The following is a 19,933-nucleotide window of genomic DNA, read 5'->3' on the forward strand; positions in this document are numbered from 1 at the left end:
AGCAGGCGGTCGCCGGTGGGCAGCTGGACGTTGGTGGTCTCCACCGGGCTGCGGCGGCGGTACTTGGGTCGAGCCCGGCCACCGCTCTCCAGGGCATCCAGGGCGACCGAGAGGCGCCCGCGCCAGAGCGTGACCGGATGGACCGGCCGGTCGGTCCAGGACATCGCCTTGGCGATGCCGTTGCGATACGCAAGGCCGACCCGTTTGGCCTTGGTGGCCGCGAAGGCCTGACCGACCGGACCGGTGGCCAGCGCCACGGTGTCGGCCTCGGCGCTTTCGGGCTGGGGATCGCGGTCGGGCTCCTTGCGTTCGCAGCCGATGAAGGCGAGTGGGTCGGCGACGCAAACGGCGTCCGGTGCAAGGTGTTTGAGCTTCGCCGCGGATTTGATCACCATGCGCAGATCGGCGCTGGGTGCGATGGCGGCAGTGATGTCGTCGGGGATCGTGACGACGCCACCCAGGTCGACGTCGGGCAAGGGCCGGTCGAAGTCAACCGACGGCAGGATGCGGCCCAACCAGCCTGGGAGCCACCAGTTCCATTTGGCGAACATCGCCATCAGCGCCGGAACCAGCACCAGCCGCACCACCGTCGCGTCGACGGCAATCGCCACGGCGCAGGCCACGCCGATCTCGGCGACCAGCGGCATGCCGGCGAAGGCGAACCCGCAGAACACCGCGATCATGATCAGCGCGGCGCTGGTGATGGTGCGGGCGCTGGTGCTGACGCCGTAGGCGACCGCGTCGCGGGTGTGCCCGGTCTGCAGGAAGCGCTCCCGGATGCGGGTGAGCAGGAAGATCTCGTAGTCCATGGACAGACCGAAGGTCATCGCCAGGACCAGCGGCGGTACCGTGCTGTCGATCGACGTCAGGTGCGGGAAGCCGAGCTTGTCCGCCCAGCCCCACTGGAAGACCATCACCAGGCTGCCGTAGGCCGCCGCCACCGACAGCAACGTCATCAGCACGCCCTTGACCGCCAGCAGCACCGAATGCACCGACAGCAACAGCATCAGGAAGGCGATCAGCGCGACGAAGCCCAGCACCAGGGGCTGGGTGGCCGAAACCCGGTCGTCGAAGTCCTTGATCAGCGCCGTCGATCCGCCGACCGCCACCTGTGCGTCGCCGGCGACCCTGGGAACCTGGCTGCGCATCCAGTCGACGGTGTGCCGGGCGCGCAGGTCCTCCGGGTCGACGGACAACACCGCACTGAGCACCGCGCTGCGGTTGTCGTCGGCGTATTCCGGCGGTGTCACCGAGGCGACCTCAGGGCCCTCCGTCATCTTCTGCCGGATCGTGCCGAGCAGCTGCGCGCGGGCCGGAGCGGCGTCGGGGCCCTGCGCAGAGTCCGGGAAGGTGACCAGCACCTGCACGGGGCCCAGCGCTCCGGGACCGAGGGCCTGGGAGGCGGCCGCGACCCCACCCCGTATTTCGTGGGAAGAGTCGAACTGCCGTAACAGGCTGTTGCCCAACACCATCGACAGCGCCGGCGCCGCCATCAGCAGTAACACGGCCGAGGCCGCCAGTGCGGAAATCCACGGCCGGCGCATCACCCAGGTGACCCAGCGGGTCCAGAACCGCGACACCGTGCTCTCCGGCCGCCGCGACCAGTGCAGCAACGCGGACCGCTTGGCCGCGGCCCGGGCGAAGGTGGCCAGCAGCGCCGGGGTGAGCGTGGCCGACGTCAGCATCGCGATGGCGACCGCCAGGATCGCGCCGGTGGCCATGGATCTCAGTGCTGGGGTGTTGATCAGGTAGATGCCGGTCAGCGAGGCGATGACGGTCATTCCGGACAGCACCACCGCGAGCCCGGAGGTGGCCATCGCCGCGTCCACGGCCTCTTGCGGCTGCCGGCCGCTGCGCAGTTCCTCGCGATATCGCATCAGGATGAACAGCGAATAGTCCACCGCCAGCGCGATGCCGAACATGGACACCGTCGAGGTGACGAACACCGACATGGTGGTGTGCATGGACAGGGCATAGACCAGCCCCATCGTCACCACGACCGTGCAGACGCCCAACGCCAGCGGGATCGCGGCGGCGGCCAGCGAACCGAACACCGCCAGCAGCACGATCAGGATGATCGGCAGGTTCCACTCTTCGGCCTTCGCGATGTCGTGCTTGGTGTTTGCCGCCGCGGCCGCCGACAAGGCGCCCTGCCCGATGACGTAGAGCCGTACGCGCCCGCTGGCGGTCTGCCCGGACCGGTCGTCTTCGACGCCGACCCGCTGGCGCAGCTTCTTGGCGACGTCGCTGGTGCCCGGGTTGCGCGCGTCCAGGCGCAGCGTGATCACGTAGGGCCGGTCCGGCTGCGGCGGCCGCTGGGTCGGGTTGGGCGCTTCGGATACCCCGGGAAACTCGCCGGCGATGCGCCGGAGTTGGGTGACGGCTTCGTCGATGTCCTGATAGGTGGCGTCGGCGCGCGGGGCTGCCACCAGCGCCAACGGCGACGCGCCCAGGTCGGGGTATTGGGCGACCAGCTCGTCGTGCACGGCCAGCGACTGGGAACCGGCAACCTCGAACCCGCCGCCGGTCAGGTTTCCCGACTGCGTCATCGCCAGATACACCGCCGGCACCAGGGCAAGCAACCAGCCCGTGAAGACCAACCAGCGGAATCTGCGCAGGTTGCGGCTCAGCCGCATCATGAACTGCTGGATTTCTATCTCCCCGAATTTCATCGCCAGCGCGTGCCCGCGAGCCTACCCGAGAACACGGATCTCAAGTCTGCTTATCGGTTCCTGAGCTGGGACGACACCGGTTCGGGCGGATTGTTGTCAAGTCGTGATCGCGGGTGCGGCGGACCAGTGTCCGACGACGCCGTCGAACTCGAGATCCCTCGAAGTCGTTGCCGGCAACCGTCGTTGTTTCTACCTTTCGCGTGTATGGCGACCGCGTCACAGGAGTTGGCGGCCGCGCTGCCGGAGGTGGCAGGATGAGGACGGCCGCAGTCGGGGGACATCAAGCGGCAATCGTGAGGAGTAATTGATGAAGCCAAGCAGGGCGGCCGTGCGCCGTGGGCTTTTCGCAGTGGTCACCGCGACGGGCCTGTCGTGCGCCGGCAGTGCGATGGTGGCGACTCCGGCGGCGACGGGCGCGACGGATCCGTGCGCGGCGAGCGAAGTGGCCCGGACGGTCGGCTCGGTGGCCAAGTCGATGGGTGACTATCTGGACTCGCATCCGGAGACCAACCAGGTGATGACGAGCGCGCTGCAGCAGCAGCCCGGGCCGCAGTCATTGGGCTCGATCAAGGCCTACCTGGAGGCCAATCCCAAAGTGGCGCTGGACCTGCAGGGCCTGGCTAACCCGCTGAACAAGCTGGGGACGCAGTGCCGACTGCCGATCTCGTTGCCGCAGGCGCTGAGCATGGTGCAGGCCGCCCAGGGCGGGGGACTGCCGAACCTGCCGGGTGCCGGCGCGCCTGCGGGGACGCAACCGCCGGCGCTGTCCCCGGTGTCGGGTGGCGGAGCGTTGCCCGCCCCGCTGCCGGGACCCAAGCCCAGCAACGGCTGATATAGCCGCTCAGCCGGCCGCCCGCAGCCGCGGATCGGTCGGCGGATCCTCGGCGTCCGCGTCGGGCTTCTCGGTGCGGAACACGAAGAAGAACACCACCCAGCCGATCGCGGCGATGAACAACCAGCTGATCAGCCGGTAGATCAGCATTGCCGAGATCGCGTTGGGCAGCGCCATGCCACTGGATACCAGTCCCGGCACCAGCACCGCCTCGACGACCAGCAGGCCGCCGGGCATCAGCGGAATCGTGCCGACCGCCCGCGCCGCGGCGTAGGCGACGGTCAGACCGGCAACCGAGGCGTGGTCGCCCGCGGCGTACGCGGCGAAGCCCAGACACGCGACGTCGGCGACCCAGTTGAACAGTGACCAGCTGAACGCGACGCCCAAATCGCGCCGGCTCAGGCTCACCGATTCGAGCTGCGTCAGGATCTCGCGCCACTTCGCCAGCCCGGTGTCCGCCGGCTTGCCGCGGACCGAGTTGACCGTCGCCAGGACCCGGCCGCCGATTCCTTCGATCAACTCCGGCCGGGAGGCCACCGCCTGGGCCAGCAACAACAGCGCGACGAAACCGCCCAGCGTGAACAGCAGCGAGAACGGGTTGTTCCTGGCGCCCAGGAAGAACGCGCCGCCCAGCCCCAGCACCGCCAGCCCCACCGCCTGCAGCGCGCCGGACATGACCAGCTGCCAGGACGCCACCACCGTCGAGGCACCCCAGATCCGCTGCTGACGCAACAGGAACGTCGCCGAGATCACCGGCCCGCCGGGCAGCGTCGTGCTCAGCGCGTTGGCGGCGTAAAACGCGCCTTCCGAACGTAGTTGCTTGACGTGCACCCCGGCCGAGCGCAGCAAAGTGCGCTGAATCTGGGCGAAACTGTGCATCGAGGCAGCCGCGGCGACCATCGCGGCGATCAGCCACCACCACTCGGCCTGGAACAGGCTCGTCCAGGCTTTGGCCAGTTGATCCCACCCCAGCGCGATCTCGACGCCCAGCACCACCGCGACGACGGCCAGCACGACCCACCGCAGCCACCAGTACTTGCCCCGCGCAGCCGTCTCCCCGCGCTGCAGGGACACCCCCGCAAGCTTGCGGGCGGCAGCGTCGTACGGCATCGCATTAGGTTAACCGCGCCGGTAACGCCACCAAAGGTGCACGTCGCCGACGTGTCGGGGTCGTTCCTGGGATGTGACCGGATCGTGCCGCCCGGGTTTGCGGGGGTCGGCCACGCCGCCCCGTTAGAGTGGCCCAATGTCCCCAATGTCGACGAGTCACGACGACGCCGCGGTAAGCCCGCTGGTCCGCAAAACCGCCGCGTGGTCGTGGCGGCTGCTGGTCATCTTGGCGGCCGGGGTGGCCCTGCTGTGGGTGGTCGACAAGCTGGAAGTCATCGTGGTCCCGGTGTTGCTGGCGCTGATGCTCAGCGCATTGCTGGTGCCATTGGTCGACTGGCTGGACAAGAAGGGGCTGCCGCGCGGCCTCGCGGTGACGCTGGTGTTGCTCGGCGGCTTCGCGATCCTGGGCGGCATCCTGGCCTTCGTCATCAGTCAGTTCATCGTCGGCCTCCCTGACCTGGTGAAACAGGTCGAGCGCAGTATCGATTCGAGCCGCAGATGGCTGATCGAAGGGCCGGCGCACATCCGGAACGAACAAATCGATCACGCCGGCAACGCCGCGATCGAGGCGCTGCGCAACAACCAGGCGAAGGTGACCAGCGGAGCGATCTCGACCGCGGCCACCATCACCGAACTGCTCACGGCGGCGGTACTCGTGCTGTTCACGCTGATCTTCTTCCTCTATGGCGGCCGCAACATCTGGCAGTACGTACAGCAGATCTTCCCGGGGCACGTCCGGGACCGCGTCCACGAGGCCGGACTCGCCGGATACGGGGCGCTGACCGGATACATCCGGGCCACCTTCCTGGTCGCCCTGACCGACGCGGTCGGGGTGGGCGCCGGTCTGGCGATCATGGGCGTGCCGCTCGCGCTACCGTTGGCCTCCATCGTCTTTCTCGGCGCGTTCGTGCCGCTGATCGGTGCGCTGGTATCGGGCCTGCTGGCGGTGGTGGTGGCGCTGCTGGCCAAGGGCCTGGTGTACGCGCTGCTCACCCTTGCGTTGCTGATCGTGGTGAACCAGCTCGAGGCGCACGTGTTGCAGCCGCTGGTGATGGGCCGCGCGGTGTCGATCCACCCACTGGCGGTGGTGCTGGCGATCGCCGCCGGCGGCGTGCTGGCCGGGATCGTCGGCGCCCTGCTGGCGATACCGACGGTGGCGTTCCTCAACAACGCGCTGCAGGTGCTGTTGGCCAGGGACCCGGAGGCCGCCCAGGAGCAGCAGCGCGACGGCGAAGAGGTGTCCGCGATCGTGCAGGCCAAGCCGGACAAACCGGAGGAGCCCGACGAGGGCTAGCAGCTAGCCGCCCCGCTGAAGGTGCGCGGAATGCCGGCCGCTGCGGCGTGTCGCCGGACATCTGCGCACGCTCGGCCAGGGGACACCGGTTGCCGGGGAAACGCAGGTTACATGCGGCCTTCGCGACGCAGCAGGTCCTGGGCCGACAGGCCGCCACCGCCGGTACGGCGTCGCCGCCCGGTGTCCACGCCGCCCTCGTCCTGAATGCCGCGGGCGTTGAGCTTCTCGGTGGCCGTCTCGGAGTCGTCGCCTTCCGGGCGCTGCGCGGGGATGGCCGCGGTCTTGTCGGCCGGGTCCCCCATTGAATCCGATTTGGCGTCGGGTTTGCCGCCCGGGCGATTGCCGGCCGCGGGCATCTTGTTCGTCTCACCCGCCGACGGCGCGGGCGGTGGCACCCGCGGGCGCGTCTTCGCGGTCGACGGGCCGCCCTGCGCGGTCAGCCGCGTCGTCGGCGCCTCGCCGGGCTGGTTGGCCGGCTTCGCCGGCGCTGGCGCCGTTGCACGGACCGGAACCTGAGCGGCGGCGCCCGGCCCGAGTTCGGGTCTGGAGGCCGGCCGGGGACGCTCCAGCGCCGCCGGATGCGTCGGGTCGTGCGGTGTGCGAGGGCCCGTAGTGGCGCCGGCGGCGACGAGGCCTGCCGTCACCGGAGGCCGAACCGTGCTGACGGGGCGCTTGCGCTCGTCGGGCAGCTGGATCTCGCCGAGACCGATCCGGTTCTGCAGGCGCCGCATCCAGCGCGGCGCCCACCAGCAGTCGTCGCCCAGCAGCTTCATCACCGACGGCACCAGGAACATCCGGACCACGGTCGCGTCCAGCAGCAACGCCGCCATCAGCCCGAACGCCAGGTACTTCATCATCACCAGGTCGGAGAAGACGAACGACCCGGCGACCACGGCCAGGACCAGCGCCGCGGCGGTGATCAGGCGGCCGGTGGTGGCGGTACCGATCCGGATCGCCTCCTGGGTCGACATGCCGTTCTCGCGCGCCTCGACCATTCGGGAGACCAGGAACACTTCATAGTCGGTGGCCAGACCGTAGCCGACCGCTACCACCAACGCGATGATCACCACCATCAATGGCGTCGGCGTGAAATTCAGCAGGCCGGCGCCGTGGCCTTCGATGAATATCCAGGTCAGGATGCCCATGGTGGACCCCAGCGTCAGCACGCTCATGACCGCCGCCTTGATCGGCAGCACCACCGAGCCGAATGCCAGGAACATCAACAGCATCGTCGTGGTGATCAGCACGAGCACCATCAATGGAGCCTTGTCGACCAGGCTGTGAATAGAGTCCTGCTCCAGCGCAGGCGTGCCGCCGACGAATATCTGCAGACCCTTAGGCGGGGTGATCGCCCTTAGCTCCTCGAGTTTCTTTGCCGAGTCGGCGGTGTTGGAGAGCCCGTTCTGCAGCACTCGAACGGACGGATCCTTCGACCCGCCCGGCGCCTGCGGACGTTCCTGCCACATGTTCGCCGGATCGTTGTCCTGCTCAATGAAGCCGGGGATCTGCATCGCTTTGCTGCGGATATCCGCGACCTGCTGGTCGGTGACCGGTTGATGGTTGGTGGACTGGATCACCAGGGTCAGCGGGTTGGTGCGGTACCCCGGGAACAGCTTGTCGAAGTGCTCCTGGGACTGGCGCGCCGCGTTGTTCGGCGGTAGGTATTTCTCGCTCATGCCGCCCAGGGACATGTTGCCCAGCGGGATGATCAGCAGAATCATGCCGACGATGATCGGGATGGCGAACGCCAGCGGACGCTTCATCACGAAGTTCGTCAGCTTGCCCCAGAAGCCGGCCTCCACCTCTTCCCGGGTCTTGGTCTTCTGCAGCCGGTCGGCCAGCCAGTTCAGGTAGGCGCGCGACACCTTCCAGTTCCGCAGGAACGGAACCCGGAACGCGGTCCGCACACCGAGCGCGTCCACATGCTTGCCCAGGATGCCCAGGCAGGCGGGTAGCAGCGTGATGGACAGAATCGCGGCCAGGGAAACCGCTGTGATCAGGGCATACGTCAGCGATTTCACGAAGCCCTGGGGCAGCAGCAGCAAGCTGGCGCCGGACGCGGCGATGAGCACCGCGGAGAACACCACAGTTCGGCCGGCCGTCATCACGGTGCGGCGCACCGCCACTTCGGTGTCGTAGCCTTCGGCGATTTCCTCGCGGAACCGGCTCACCACGAACAGGCCGTAGTCCACCGCGATACCCAGGCCGATCAATGACACGACGGGTTGGGCGAAGAAGTGCACCGGCCCGAACACCGCGATCAGTCGCAGAATGCCCAGTGAACCGGCAATGCTCAGACCGCCGACCATCACCGGCAGGCAGGCGGCCACAGCGCCGCCGAACACCAGGAACAGCACGACGGCCACCAGAGGCAGGGCCAGCACCTCCATGCGGCGCTGGTCGGTGGCGATGGTGCCGGTCAACGCACTCGCGATCGGTTGCAGGCCGGCGAGTTGAACGGTGCCGCCGTCCAGCTTCTGTAGGGCCGGTTCGATGGTCTTGTAGTTGGTCAGGATGGTGTCGTCGTCATCGCCCTTGAGCGGGATCGACACAAATGTGTAGTGCTTGTCGTCGGTGGCCATGCCCTTGATGACCGGGCTGGTGCTGTCCGGTGCCCGCAGGTAACCGGCCCAGCCGAGCACCTCTTTGGGGTGGTCCGCGACGAACTGGTTGAGCTCGTCGTTGATCTTCTTCGACCACTGCGGGTCGTTGACCGTCTTGCCGTCAGGGGCTTTGAAGATGGCGACGATGTGTCCGGTTCGGTCGCGGCCGTAGACCTTGTCGCCGAGGACCGAAGCCTTCACCGACTGACTGCCGTCGTCGTAAAAGCCGCTCTGTGTGACATGCTTGCCCAGGCTGAGCCCGAAGATGCCGCCGAACAAGCACAGAGCCACAGTGACCCCGATTACGATGAACCGGTACCGGTACACCGTTCGACCCCACCAGGCGAACACTTAAGCTCCTTACTGGATCGCTAGCGACCCGCGCATTGCTTTTCGATTGTCGGACACGCGGCTTCTTTACACACGCGAGGTCAACAGCGACGACAGCGGCCGGAATGGCTGCAGCCATGCCCCCTGCTCAGGCAGCGAATCAAGCCCGATTCGCGGCAATGGCTCCCGGAAAACACCTGCGATGTCCTCCAGGTCGACGAACTCCAAGGTATCCGACGCTAGCGCCCAACTGGCGTGTTCACGAAATCCGAGCACTTGAACCGGCACTCCGGCGCGCGCTATCGCTTCCAGCGGCTGGCGGAACGCCTGCCCGTCGGCCGACGCCACCATCAGGCCTGCCAGGCCCTCCCGGCACCGCTGATCGATGTGCTCGAGCATGTCGCGGTCGACGTCGCTGTCCTCGTCGATCTTGGGCTTGGCGAACACGGCGAACCCGACGTTGCGGAGCGCGTCGACCCAGGGGCGCACCACCTCGGCGCTGCCGGGGGCGATGTTGGTGAAGACGGTCGCCTCGGGTTCCACGCGGATATCCGCTGCACCGCCCGCCGCGACCTCCGCGGTGCGGGCCAGCAGCCAGCGGCCCAGCGCATCGAAGCGGGGACGTTCCAGCGCGGTGGGGCGGCGGCCCAGGATCGAACCCAGGCCCATGTCGAGATTGGGCGCGTCCCAGACCAGCAGGACTCGCTTCATCGGCTCGGGGAATCCGGTCAGGCCGTCCTGGGACAGGTCGCCCGCCAGGATCGACGGGTCAGTCAGGGATTCCGTGGTGGGGGTGGCTACATCAGTCATTCAGCGCCGCTTCCATACGAATTCGCAGACGTTACTACCCGCTTCTTGGGCCTTCGTCTCGTACTTGGTGGTGGGACGGGTGGTCGATATCGGCAGGGATTTGGTGCCCGGGTCGACCCGGACGAGTTGGGATTCGGCGTCACCGACCTCGCCGATCTGCTCGGCATAGCCCGGATGGTCGGTCGCGGCGTGCAGCACACCACCCGGGAGTAGCCGGTCGGCGATCAGTGCAACCGTCGCCGACTGCAACAACCGGCGTTTGTGGTGCCGGGCCTTGGGCCAGGGATCCGGGAAAAAGACCCGAACGCCGGTCAGCGAAGCCGGGGCGAGCAGGTCCCTGAGCACGTCGATACCGTTGCCGCGGATCAACCGGATGTTGCTGACCTGCTCGTTATCGATTCCACAGAGCAACTGCGCGAGCCCCCGCCGGTAGATCTCCACGGCGATGACGTCGACGTCCGGCTCGGCCTTGGCCATCGCCAGGGTGGAGGTGCCGCTGCCGCACCCGATTTCCAGCACCAGCGGAGCCACCCGGCCGAACCATTGCTGGACGTCGAGGGGCTGGCCATCCGGATCGTCGGCCTGCCGGCCCAGGGTCGGCCAGAGCCGCTCCCAAGTTTCACGCTGAGAATTGGACAGCGCCGAACGCCGGGAGCGGAAACTCGTGGCAGGGAGATAGCCCCAGGGCGAATCGGGCCGTAACCCCACCCCGGGTTGCGCGTGCATCTCCCCATCGTGGCTTATGGAGACCGGGTGTAGCCGCCTCAGGTCCAGATTGATACCCAACAGTTGCCTTCGGCTGGTATCGGCGGACACCTGGCTCGCGTGCTCCGAATGCAAATGACACGATTCGGTGGGGACCGTCGATTCCGGAGAGGGGCATCGGATTTTCGTCGACGAGCTAACTCGTTTCGCCCAAGAGGCCGCTGACCAGCGACTTCTTGCGATCGCGCAGCGTACGGGGGTGCCGCTGCGGGTTGCCGTGAGCGGTCGCCCGGGGGTAGGGCGGCGCACCGTGACCCGCGCGCTGGACCGTGCGGGCCTCTCGGTGACGACGGGCACACCTGCGGCGGAACTGCACGTCCACGTCGTCGCCGAGGTCGTCAAGCCCGAAGACACCGGCGCCGGTGCGACGCTGGCGGTGCTGAACAAGGCGGACCTGACCACCTTCGCGTCGAGGGCGGAGCCGGTCGCGGCGGCCCGCGTGCGCTGTGAGCAATTCTCCGAACTGCTCGGGGCGCCGGTGCTGCCGATGAGCGGGTTGCTGGCCGCGGCCGCCCTCGAGGGTCTCGATCCGGTGTGCTGGGCGGCGCTGCGGGCGCTGGCCGCCGACCCGGACGGGCTGGACTGCCTGGACCGCGGTTTCGACGGCTTCCTGGCGGCGCGGCTGACGGTGCCGGTGGCGGCGCGGTGGCGGTTGCTGGCGGTGCTCGACTTGTTCGGCATCGCACTGGCGGTTGCCGCGCTGCGCCGAGGCGCCGGGCCGGCGGGCGTGCGGGCGGTGCTGCGCCGGGTCAGCGGGGTAGAGGCGGTGCTGGAGCGGCTCGTCGTCGCGGGTGCGCGGCCGCGCTACCGGCGCGTGCTCGACGCCGTCGCCGACCTGGAGGCGCTGGCGGTCTCCGACGCGCGGGTCGCGGCGTTCCTGGCCCGCGACGCGACCGTGGTGGCCCGGATGGCGGCCGCGCTGGACGCGGCCCGGGCCGACGAGCTGGAACTCGGGCCGGTGACGCCGTTGCAGCGTGCTGCGCATTGGCAGCGTCGCCAGCGCGCGGCGACGAACGAACTGCACCGCGCGTGCGCGGCCGATATCGCCCGGGGATCGCTGCGGCTGTGGGCGCGGAGGACCGGGTGAGTACCCGCGACGATCCGGCCGCCCGGGTGGATGCCATGGTCGCCGCAATCGGACCGGGTCTGGCTCAGCCCGCGATCAACCGTCGGGACGCGGTGCTAGTGGCCGGTCCCTGGCTGGCCGGCGTCACCAGCGTCGCGACCGCCCTGCGGGAACGGTTCCCGGAATACCCGGTGGTGGAGTCCGCCGAGCTCAGTCCCGGTGATGCGCCGCTGGCGGTGGTGTTCGTGGTCTCCGCGTCGGCACCGATGACCGCATCGGACTGCGCCCTGCTCGATGCCGCCGCGGAGAACACCGACCTGGTGGTGGGGGCGGTTGCCAAAATCGACGTGCACCTCGCCTGGCGTGATGTGCTCGCCGCCAACCGCGACCGGCTGGCCGAGCATGCGCCGCGCTACGGCAAGGTGCCGTGGATCGGCGTCGCCGCCGCCCCGGAGGTGGGGGAGCCGCAGGTCGACGAGTTGGTCGCGACCGTCCAGGGCCAGCTCGCCGACTCCGACGTGGCGCGCCGCAACCGGTTGCGGGCCTGGGAAGCGCGGCTGCAGAAGGTGGCCGCGCGGTTCGACCGGGACGCCGACGGTGCGGGGCGCCGGGCGCGGGTCGATGCCCTGCGCGAAGAACGCAGTGCCGCCCTGCGGCAACGACGGCAGTCGCGCACCGAGCGCACCATCACGATGCGCGGCCAGATCCAGCAGGCCCGGGTCCAGCTGTCCTACTTCGCGCGCAACCGCTGCGCCTCGGTGCGCGGTGAGCTGCAGGAGGACATCGCGACGCTGACCCGCCGCCGAATCCCCGAGTTCGAGGACTACGTCCGGGGACGGCTGGACGAGGTGGTCAGCGAGGTCGCCGAGGGTATCGACGCCCACCTGGCCGATGTCGCGCAGGTGACCGGGGTGCCGCTGGAACTGCCGCCCGCCGACAAGCCGCCCACCGTCCCGGTGTCCTCGCCGCCGCGGAAGTCCCGACGGCTGGAGACCCGACTGCTGATGGTGCTCGGCGCGCTGTTCGGGCTCGGGGTCGCGCTGACCCTGAGCCGATTGGTGGCCGGTCTGCTCTCGCGGCTGAGCCCCGGGGTGGCGCCCCCGGTGGTGGGCGCCGGGATCGTGGCGTGTGTGGCGGTGGGGCTGGCGACGACGCTGTGGTTGGTCAACGTGCGCAGCCTGCTCAGCGATCGCGCCGTGTTGGACCGCTGGGTGACAGACGTGACGTCTTCGCTGCGTTCGGTCACCGAGCAGATGGTCGCCAGCCGGGTACTGGACGCCGAATCAATCCTGTCCACCGCCGTCATCGCACACGACGAGGCCGAGAACACCCGAGTCAATGACCAGGTCAGCCTCATCGACGGCGAACTGCGCGAACACGCCCTGGCCGCGGCCGGGGCCGCGGCGGTGCGGGACCGGGAGATGCCGACCATCCTGGCGGCACTCGACGCGATTCGCGCCGAGCTGGGCGAACCGGGTATATCTGGTACCGCCACCGATCCTGGGATCATCCGGGCAAAGATCTCGCCGCGGTCGGACGCGGGGCATAGCGATTTTTGACCGGATCAGACCCTTCTGAATCGGTCTTGTGAGAAGGCTTATACCCGCCCATACCTCCCCCGACAAGTGATGCGCGATAATCTGTATAAGAAAGCGCTAAGTGTGATTACCGCCGCGCGGGCAATACGTAAGTAAGCGCACGCGACTAGAACGAGCCGACAAACCGACGATCGCCAACGCAGCAGATTCAGGAGAGTTCGATGACTTCAGCAACCATTCCCGGTCTGGATACCGCCCCCACGAACCATCAGGGGCTGTTGTCCTGGGTACAGGAGGTTGCTGAGCTCACCCAGCCCGACCGGGTGGTCTTCACCGACGGGTCCGAAGAAGAATTCAAGCGGCTGGCCGACCAGCTGGTCGAGGCGGGCACCTTCACCCGGCTGAACCCGGAGAAGCATCCGAACTCGTTCCTGGCGCTGTCCGACCCCTCCGACGTGGCGCGGGTGGAATCGCGGACCTTCATCTGCTCCGAGCGCGAGATCGACGCGGGCCCGACCAACAACTGGAAAGACCCCAGCGAGATGCGGTCGATCCTTACCGACCTGTATCGCGGGTGCATGCGCGGCCGCACCATGTACGTGGTGCCGTTCTGCATGGGACCGCTCGGCGCCGACGACCCCAAGCTGGGCGTGGAGATCACCGACTCCGAGTACGTCGTTGTCTCGATGCGCACCATGACCCGGATGGGCAAGGCCGCGCTGGACAAGATCGGCGACGACGGCTTCTTCGTCAAGGCGCTGCACTCCGTCGGCGCGCCGCTCGAAGAGGGCCAGCAGGACGTCCCGTGGCCGTGCAACGAAACCAAATACATCACCCACTTCCCGGAGACCCGCGAGATCTGGAGCTACGGCTCGGGCTACGGCGGCAACGCGCTGCTGGGTAAGAAGTGCTACTCACTGCGTATCGCGTCGGCGATGGCGCACGACGAGGGCTGGCTGGCCGAGCACATGCTGATCCTCAAGCTGATCTCGCCGGAGAACAAGGCGTACTACTTCGCCGCGGCGTTCCCGTCGGCGTGCGGCAAGACCAACCTGGCGATGCTGCAGCCCACCATCCCGGGCTGGCGCGCCGAGACCCTGGGCGACGACATCGCCTGGATGCGGTTCGGCAAGGACGGCCGGCTGTACGCCGTCAACCCGGAGTACGGCTTCTTCGGGGTGGCGCCGGGCACCAACTGGAAGTCCAACCCGAACGCGATGCGCACCATCGAGGGCGGCAACACGGTGTTCACCAACGTGGCGCTCACCGATGACGGCGATGTGTGGTGGGAGGGCCTGGAAGGCGACCCGCAGCACCTGATCGACTGGAAGGGCCGCGATTGGGAACCGGGGTCGCCGGAGAAGGCCGCGCACCCGAACTCGCGTTACTGCACCCCGATGTCGCAGTGCCCGATCCTGGCCCCCGAGTGGGACGACCCACAGGGCGTGCCGATCTCCGGCATCCTGTTCGGTGCCCGGCGCAAGACCACGGTGCCGCTGGTCACCGAGGCGCGGGACTGGCAGCACGGCGTGTTCATGGGCGCCACCATGGGTAGCGAGCAGACCGCCGCCGCCGAGGGCAAGGTCGGCACGGTGCGCCGCGACCCGATGGCCATGCTGCCGTTCCTGGGCTACAACGTCGGCGACTACTTCCAGCACTGGATCGACCTGGGCAAGCACGCCGACGAGTCCAAGCTGCCGAAGGTGTTCTTCGTCAACTGGTTCCGTCGCGGCGACGAGGGCCAGTTCCTGTGGCCGGGCTTCGGCGAGAACAGCCGGGTGCTGAAGTGGATCGTGGACCGGATCGAACACAACGCGGGCGGCCAGGACACCGCGATCGGTGTCGTCCCGACCGCGTCGGACCTGTACCTGGACGGCCTGGACGCGGACGCCGCCGACGTCGAGTCGGCGCTGGCGGTCAATGCCGCCGAGTGGCGCGAAGAGCTGCCGCTGATCGAGGAGTGGTTCGAGTTCGTCGGCGACAAGCTGCCGACCGGCATCCGCGACGAGTTCGAGGCGCTCAAGGCCCGCCTGGCCGAGTAACCGGCGCGAGCAGACGTAAAAGCACCTACACGCACGGCGTGTCAGGTGCTTTTACGTCTGCTCAGCCGTGGCTCGTAGAGTTTCAGCCATGCACATCCGCCCCTACGCGCAAGCCAATCCCGACAAGCCCGCCGTCATCCTGTACCCGTCCGGCACGGTGGTGACCTTCGGTGAAATGGAGGCGCGGGCCAACCGATTGGCGCACAAATTCCGGCAGGCGGGCCTGCGCGAGGGCGATGCCGTCGCGATCCTGCTGGAGAACAACGAGCACATGCACACGGTGATGTGGGCGGCGCGGCGCAGCGGGCTGTACTACGTGCCGATCAACACCCACCTCACCGCGGCCGAGGCCGCATACATCGTCGACAACAGCAGCGCCAAGGCGATCATCAGCTCGGCGGCGCTAAGCGAGGTTTGCGCCGGCCTGGCCGAACACCTGCCGGGCGGGCTACCCGAGTTGCTGCTGATCGCCGACGGCGATCTGGACGGCTGGCAGCGCTACCCGGAATGTGTTGCCGATCAACCGGATACCCCGATCGATGACGAGATCGAGGGCGACCTGCTGCAGTATTCCTCGGGCACCACCGGCCGGCCCAAGGGCATCAAACGCGAGCTGCCGCACCTCCCGCCTGCGGAGGCGCCCGGCCTCATGTCGGCGCTGGTGGATTTCTGGATGGATCCCGAAACGGTGTACCTGAGCCCCGCCCCGCTCTATCACACCGCGCCGTCGGTGTGGTCGATGACGGTGCAGGCCGCCGGACTGACCACCGTGGTGATGGAGAAGTTCGACCCGGAAGGGACGCTGGACGCCATCGCGCGCTACGGGGTGACGCACGGCCAGTTCGTCCCGGCGATGTTCGTGCGGATGCTGAAACTGCCTGACTCGGTTCGTGATTCGTACGACCTGTCCAGCCTGAAGCGGGTGATGCACGCCGCCGCACCCTGCCCGGTGGAGATCAAGAAACAGATGATCGACTGGTGGGGACCGATCGTCGACGAGTACTACGCGTCCTCGGAGGCGATCGGCTCGACGCTGATCACCGCCGAGGACTGGCTGGCGCACCCGGGTTCGGTGGGCAAACCGATGATCGGCGCGCTGCACATCCTCGGGGAGGATGGCACCGAGTTGCCGCCCGGCCAGCCGGGAGAGATCTACTTCGAAGGCGGCGCCTCGTTCGAGTACCTCAACGATCCGTCCAAAACCGCTGCGTCCCGGGACAAGCACGGGTGGATGACGGTCGGTGACATCGGCTACCTCGACGAAGAAGGTTACCTGTACCTGACCGACCGCCGGCACCACATGATCATCTCCGGCGGGGTGAACATCTACCCGCAGGAAGCCGAGAACCTGTTGGTCACTCATCCAAAGGTGTTGGACGCGGCTGTGTTCGGCGTTCCGGACGACGAGATGGGTCAGCGGGTGATGGCAGTTGTACAGGCCGTCGACCCGGCCTACGGTACTGACGAATTCGGTGAGGAACTATTGGGCTGGCTGCGGGAACGGTTGTCGCATTTCAAGTGTCCGCGTTCGATCGCCTTCGAAACTCAGCTGCCGCGCACCGACACCGGCAAGTTGTACAAGAACGGGCTGGTCGAGAAGTATTCGGCGTGACCCATGATCCGGCTGGTCGATCTGTCCGCACCGCCGGATCCGGACGTCCTGACGCCGCCGGGTGTGGTCGTCGGCTACGGGCCACCCTCGAATGAATCATGGCTGACGACAGCGACTTTCACCGTCACCGAAGAGCCCTGCGCCGACCGGCGGGTGGTCACCGTGGACTCGGTTCCCGAGACGCTGGCCGAGCTGACCCGACGCTGCGAGCATTGGCCGCAGGCCAGCGCGGTCTGCGACGACGTGCTGCGCAGCCTGGACCCTGATGGCCCGACGCTGTCGGGGGTGATCACCGAATCGCTGGCTTATTCGACGCTGCAGGCCGGCCCGGAGTTCGCCCGCTGGTTGTCCGAGCGCGGGCCGGCGTCCGTCCCCGAGATCGCCGACCCTGTTGTGGCGCAACGAGACGGCGATCTACTGCGGATCCAGTTCAACCGACCGCAGCGGCACAACGCGTTCTCCACCGACATGCGGGCCGCGCTGCTGGAGGTGCTGTCTGTCGCGCAGCTGGATCCGTCGGTGAGCGGGATAGTGTTGAGCGGCAACGGCTTATCCTTCTGCAGCGGGGGTGACCTCGCTGAGTTCGGTTCCTTCGCCGACCCCGCCAGCGCACATCTGGCCCGCACCCGGTACAGCCCGGCGCTGGTGCTTGACGAGCTCACCACCCGGTTCGGCCGCCGGTGCCGGGCGCGGGTGCACGGTCAGGTGCTGGGCAGCGGCCTGGAGATGGCGGCGTTCTGCGGTTGGGTCGAGGCGAGCCGCGACGCGGTGTTCGGTCTGCCCGAGCTGAGCTTGGGTCTGCTTCCCGGGGCCGGCGGCACCGTCAGTGTCACCCGGCGGATCGGTCGTTGGCGCACCGCGTATCTGGTGCTGTCCGGCCGGACCATCCCCGCCGAGACGGCGCTGCAGTGGGGGCTGGTGGACGCGCTCAGCGACTGATCAGTGGCCGATCCCGGACTCAGATCCCGCCGCGTGACACCAATTGCGAGGCAATCACGTTGCGCTGAATCTCATTGGTGCCCTCGCCGACGATCATCAACGGCGCGTCGCGGAAATAGCGCTCCACGTCGTACTCGGTGGAGTAGCCATAGCCGCCGTGGATGCGCACCGCGTTCAGGGCGATTTCCATCGCGACCTCGGAGGCGAACAGCTTGGCCATCCCGGCCTCCATGTCACAGCGCTGGCCGCTGTCGTAGCGTTCGGCGGCATACCGAGTGAGCTGGCGCGCGGCGGTGAGTTTTGTTGCCATGTCGGCCAAGTAGTTGCCGACGGCCTGATGCTGCCAGATGGGCTTGCCGAAACTCTCGCGTTGCTGCGCGTACTCCAGGGCGTCCTCGAGGGCCGCGGTGGCCACTCCGAGCGCCCGGGCCGCGACCTGAATCCGCCCCGTCTCGAGACCCTTCATCATCTGCGAAAAGCCCTGGCCCATCTGGCCGCCCAGCACGGCGGAGCCCGGTACCCGGAAGCCGTCGAATGAGAGCTCGCAGGACTCGACGCCCTTATAGCCCAACTTCGGCAGGTCCCGCGACACCGTCAAACCAGGGCCGTGCTCGACCAGCAGCACCGAGATGCCCTTGTGCCGGGGCGTGGCGCCGGGGTCGGTCTTGGCGAGCAGTGCGATCAGACCGGAACGCCGCGCGTTGCTGATCCACGTCTTGGACCCGTTGACCACCAACGTATCCGGTCCATCCGGTAGTGCGGTGGTGGTCATGTTCTGCAGGTCCGAGCCGCCACCGGGCTCGGTGAGCGCCATGGTGGCCCGCAACTCGCCGGTGGCCATCGGCGGCAGATACGTCCGCTTCTGCTCCTCGGTGCCGAACAGCGTCAGCAGCTTGGCAACCACGGTGTGGCCGCCCATCGCCCCGGCCAGGCTCATCCAGCCGCGCGCGAGTTCCTGGGTCACCTGGACATAGCAGGGCATCGAGACCGGTGACCCGCCGTACTCCTCGTCGATGGCCAGGCCGTAGATGCCGATGCGCTTCATCTGTTCGATCCACGCCTCGGGATAGGTGTTGGCGTGCTCGATTTCGCGCACGGTCGGCTTGACGTCGCGATCGATGAACGCCCGCACGGTGGCGACCAGCATCGCTTCGACGTCGTCCAGTTCAGTGCTCACCGTCGGCCCCCTTTCCGTTGGTCGAGAGTGAGTCTGGCGACGCGGGACCGGCGTGTCGCGTCGGGGCTTTCACTCTCGGCTGTATGGGTGTTTGACCCTCGGTTGGACAGCCTGCCAGCATGAGCCCTTGTGACTAACGGGTACCGGGACATCCGGGCGGGTGGCCCCTACTTCGACGACCTGTCGCCGGGCCAGGTGTTCGACTGGGCGCCGTCGGTCACCCTGAGTGCCGGGCTGGCCGCCGCCCATCAGGCGATCGTGGGCAACCGGTTGCGGCTGTCGCTGGACGCCGGGCTGTGCGGCGCGGTCGCCGGCGCCACCGGTGCGCTGGCGCACCCCGGCCTGGTGTGCGATGTGGCGATCGGGCAGTCAACGCTGGCCACCCAGCGGGTCAAGGCGAATCTGTTCTACCGCGGGTTGCGGTTTCACCGCTTCCCGGTGCTCAGCGACACCCTGTACACCCGCACCGAAGTGGTGGGGCTGCGGGCCAACTCGGTCAAGCCCGACCGCCCGCCGACGGGCCTGGCGGCGCTGCGCATGACGACCATCGACCAGGCCGATCAGTTGGTGCTGGACTTCTACCGCTGCGCGATGCTGCCCACCAGCCCGCAGTGGGCCGGCTCGGGACCGGCCGACGACCTGTCCGCCATCGGTGCGGACGCGACGGACCCGGTCCTCGACCCGACGCAGGCGTGGGACGCCGATGCCTTCCGTGCCCGGGTGTCCGGTCCACACTTCGACCCGGAGCTGGCCGGTGCGGTGCTGCACAGTACCGGCGACGTGGTGACCAGCGCCCCGGAGCTGGCCCGGCTGACCTTCAACATTGCTGCCACACACCATGATTGGCGGGCCGGCGGGCAGCGGCTGGTGTATGGCGGCCACACCATCGGCCTGGCGTTCGCGCAAGCCAACCGGCTGTTGCCGAACCTGGTGACGGTGCTGGGCTGGCAGTCCTGCGACCACACCGGCCCGGTGCGCGAGGGTGACACCCTCTACAGCGAGCTGCACGTCGAATCCGCCGAGCCGCGCGAGCACGGGGGTGTGCTGGGCCTGCGCTCGCTGGTCTACGCGGTTGGCGAGCCGGACCGGCAGGTCTTGGACTGGCGCTTCAGCGCGCTGCAGTTCTGACGTCCCGGTCCAGCC

14 protein-coding genes are annotated in these 19,933 nt (G+C 68.1%); 8 read left to right on the forward strand and 6 right to left on the reverse strand.

Annotated elements, in window-relative coordinates:
- On the reverse strand, positions 1–2,639 hold a 2,639-nt coding region (locus A9X01_RS21970), incomplete at its 3' end, for an MMPL family transporter (RefSeq protein WP_065122760.1).
- 340 nt (positions 2,640–2,979) lie between these two features.
- Between A9X01_RS21970 and A9X01_RS21975 the strand changes: the two genes are divergently transcribed.
- On the forward strand, positions 2,980–3,504 hold the full coding sequence (locus A9X01_RS21975) for a hemophore (RefSeq protein ID WP_065122750.1): 525 nt from the start codon (positions 2,980–2,982) through the stop codon (positions 3,502–3,504).
- A 9-nt stretch (positions 3,505–3,513) separates the two neighbouring features.
- On the opposite strand, the gene A9X01_RS21980 is transcribed toward A9X01_RS21975, so the two are convergent.
- Positions 3,514–4,614: a lysylphosphatidylglycerol synthase transmembrane domain-containing protein gene (locus A9X01_RS21980; protein ID WP_081282542.1), complete on the reverse strand. Its 1,101-nt coding sequence runs from the start codon at positions 4,612–4,614 to the stop codon at positions 3,514–3,516.
- A 145-nt stretch (positions 4,615–4,759) separates the two neighbouring features.
- Here A9X01_RS21980 and A9X01_RS21985 point away from each other — a divergent pair, with 145 nt between their 5' ends.
- On the forward strand, positions 4,760–5,908 hold the full coding sequence (locus tag A9X01_RS21985) for an AI-2E family transporter (protein ID WP_065122751.1): 1,149 nt from the start codon (positions 4,760–4,762) through the stop codon (positions 5,906–5,908).
- A gap of 107 nt (positions 5,909–6,015) precedes the next feature.
- On the opposite strand, the gene mmpL3 is transcribed toward A9X01_RS21985, so the two are convergent.
- The 3 genes from mmpL3 to trmB all read right to left on the reverse strand — a co-directional run bounded on the left by mmpL3 (position 6,016) and on the right by trmB (position 10,395).
- The gene (mmpL3, locus tag A9X01_RS21990; RefSeq protein WP_065122752.1) at positions 6,016–8,862 is read right to left on the reverse strand and encodes a trehalose monomycolate exporter MmpL3; all 2,847 of its coding nucleotides are present in this window, start codon (positions 8,860–8,862) and stop codon (positions 6,016–6,018) included.
- 66 nt (positions 8,863–8,928) lie between these two features.
- Positions 8,929–9,651 carry an NYN domain-containing protein gene (locus A9X01_RS21995; RefSeq protein WP_065122753.1) on the reverse strand — a complete coding sequence of 241 codons (723 nt, stop codon included), beginning with the start codon at positions 9,649–9,651 and terminating at the stop codon, positions 8,929–8,931.
- Complete coding sequence (trmB, locus tag A9X01_RS22000) at positions 9,652–10,395, reverse strand: tRNA (guanosine(46)-N7)-methyltransferase TrmB (protein ID WP_253849290.1); 744 nt, start codon at positions 10,393–10,395, stop codon at positions 9,652–9,654.
- Between the two features lie 109 nt (positions 10,396–10,504).
- On the opposite strand from trmB, the gene A9X01_RS22005 reads away from it, so the two are divergent.
- From A9X01_RS22005 to A9X01_RS22025, 5 genes are all read left to right on the forward strand, one after another.
- Positions 10,505–11,503, forward strand: coding sequence for a hypothetical protein (locus tag A9X01_RS22005; RefSeq protein WP_065122754.1), 999 nt, complete (start codon positions 10,505–10,507; stop codon positions 11,501–11,503).
- A gap of 35 nt (positions 11,504–11,538) precedes the next feature.
- Positions 11,539–13,041: a hypothetical protein gene (locus tag A9X01_RS22010; RefSeq protein ID WP_065122762.1), complete on the forward strand. Its 1,503-nt coding sequence runs from the start codon at positions 11,539–11,541 to the stop codon at positions 13,039–13,041.
- Positions 13,042–13,241: 200 nt separating this feature from the next.
- Positions 13,242–15,062, forward strand: coding sequence for a phosphoenolpyruvate carboxykinase (GTP) (locus A9X01_RS22015; RefSeq protein ID WP_065122755.1), 1,821 nt, complete (start codon positions 13,242–13,244; stop codon positions 15,060–15,062).
- An 88-nt stretch (positions 15,063–15,150) separates the two neighbouring features.
- Positions 15,151–16,674, forward strand: coding sequence for a fatty-acid--CoA ligase FadD4 (gene fadD4 / locus A9X01_RS22020; protein WP_065122756.1), 1,524 nt, complete (start codon positions 15,151–15,153; stop codon positions 16,672–16,674).
- Positions 16,675–16,677: 3 nt separating this feature from the next.
- Entirely contained in the window at positions 16,678–17,613 is a 936-nt protein-coding gene (locus A9X01_RS22025; RefSeq protein ID WP_065122757.1) for an enoyl-CoA hydratase/isomerase family protein, read from the forward strand.
- A gap of 19 nt (positions 17,614–17,632) precedes the next feature.
- Here A9X01_RS22025 and A9X01_RS22030 read toward each other — a convergent pair whose 3' ends face one another.
- Positions 17,633–18,760: an acyl-CoA dehydrogenase family protein gene (locus A9X01_RS22030; protein ID WP_253849292.1), complete on the reverse strand. Its 1,128-nt coding sequence runs from the start codon at positions 18,758–18,760 to the stop codon at positions 17,633–17,635.
- Between the two features lie 159 nt (positions 18,761–18,919).
- Between A9X01_RS22030 and A9X01_RS22035 the strand changes: the two genes are divergently transcribed.
- Positions 18,920–19,918, forward strand: a complete 999-nt coding sequence (locus tag A9X01_RS22035) for a MaoC family dehydratase (protein ID WP_065122758.1) — start codon at positions 18,920–18,922, stop codon at positions 19,916–19,918.
- Positions 19,919–19,933 lie beyond the last annotated feature (15 nt).

It is taken from the genome of Mycobacterium asiaticum (assembly GCF_001668675.1).
Classification (GTDB): Bacteria; Actinomycetota; Actinomycetes; order Mycobacteriales; family Mycobacteriaceae; genus Mycobacterium; species Mycobacterium asiaticum_D.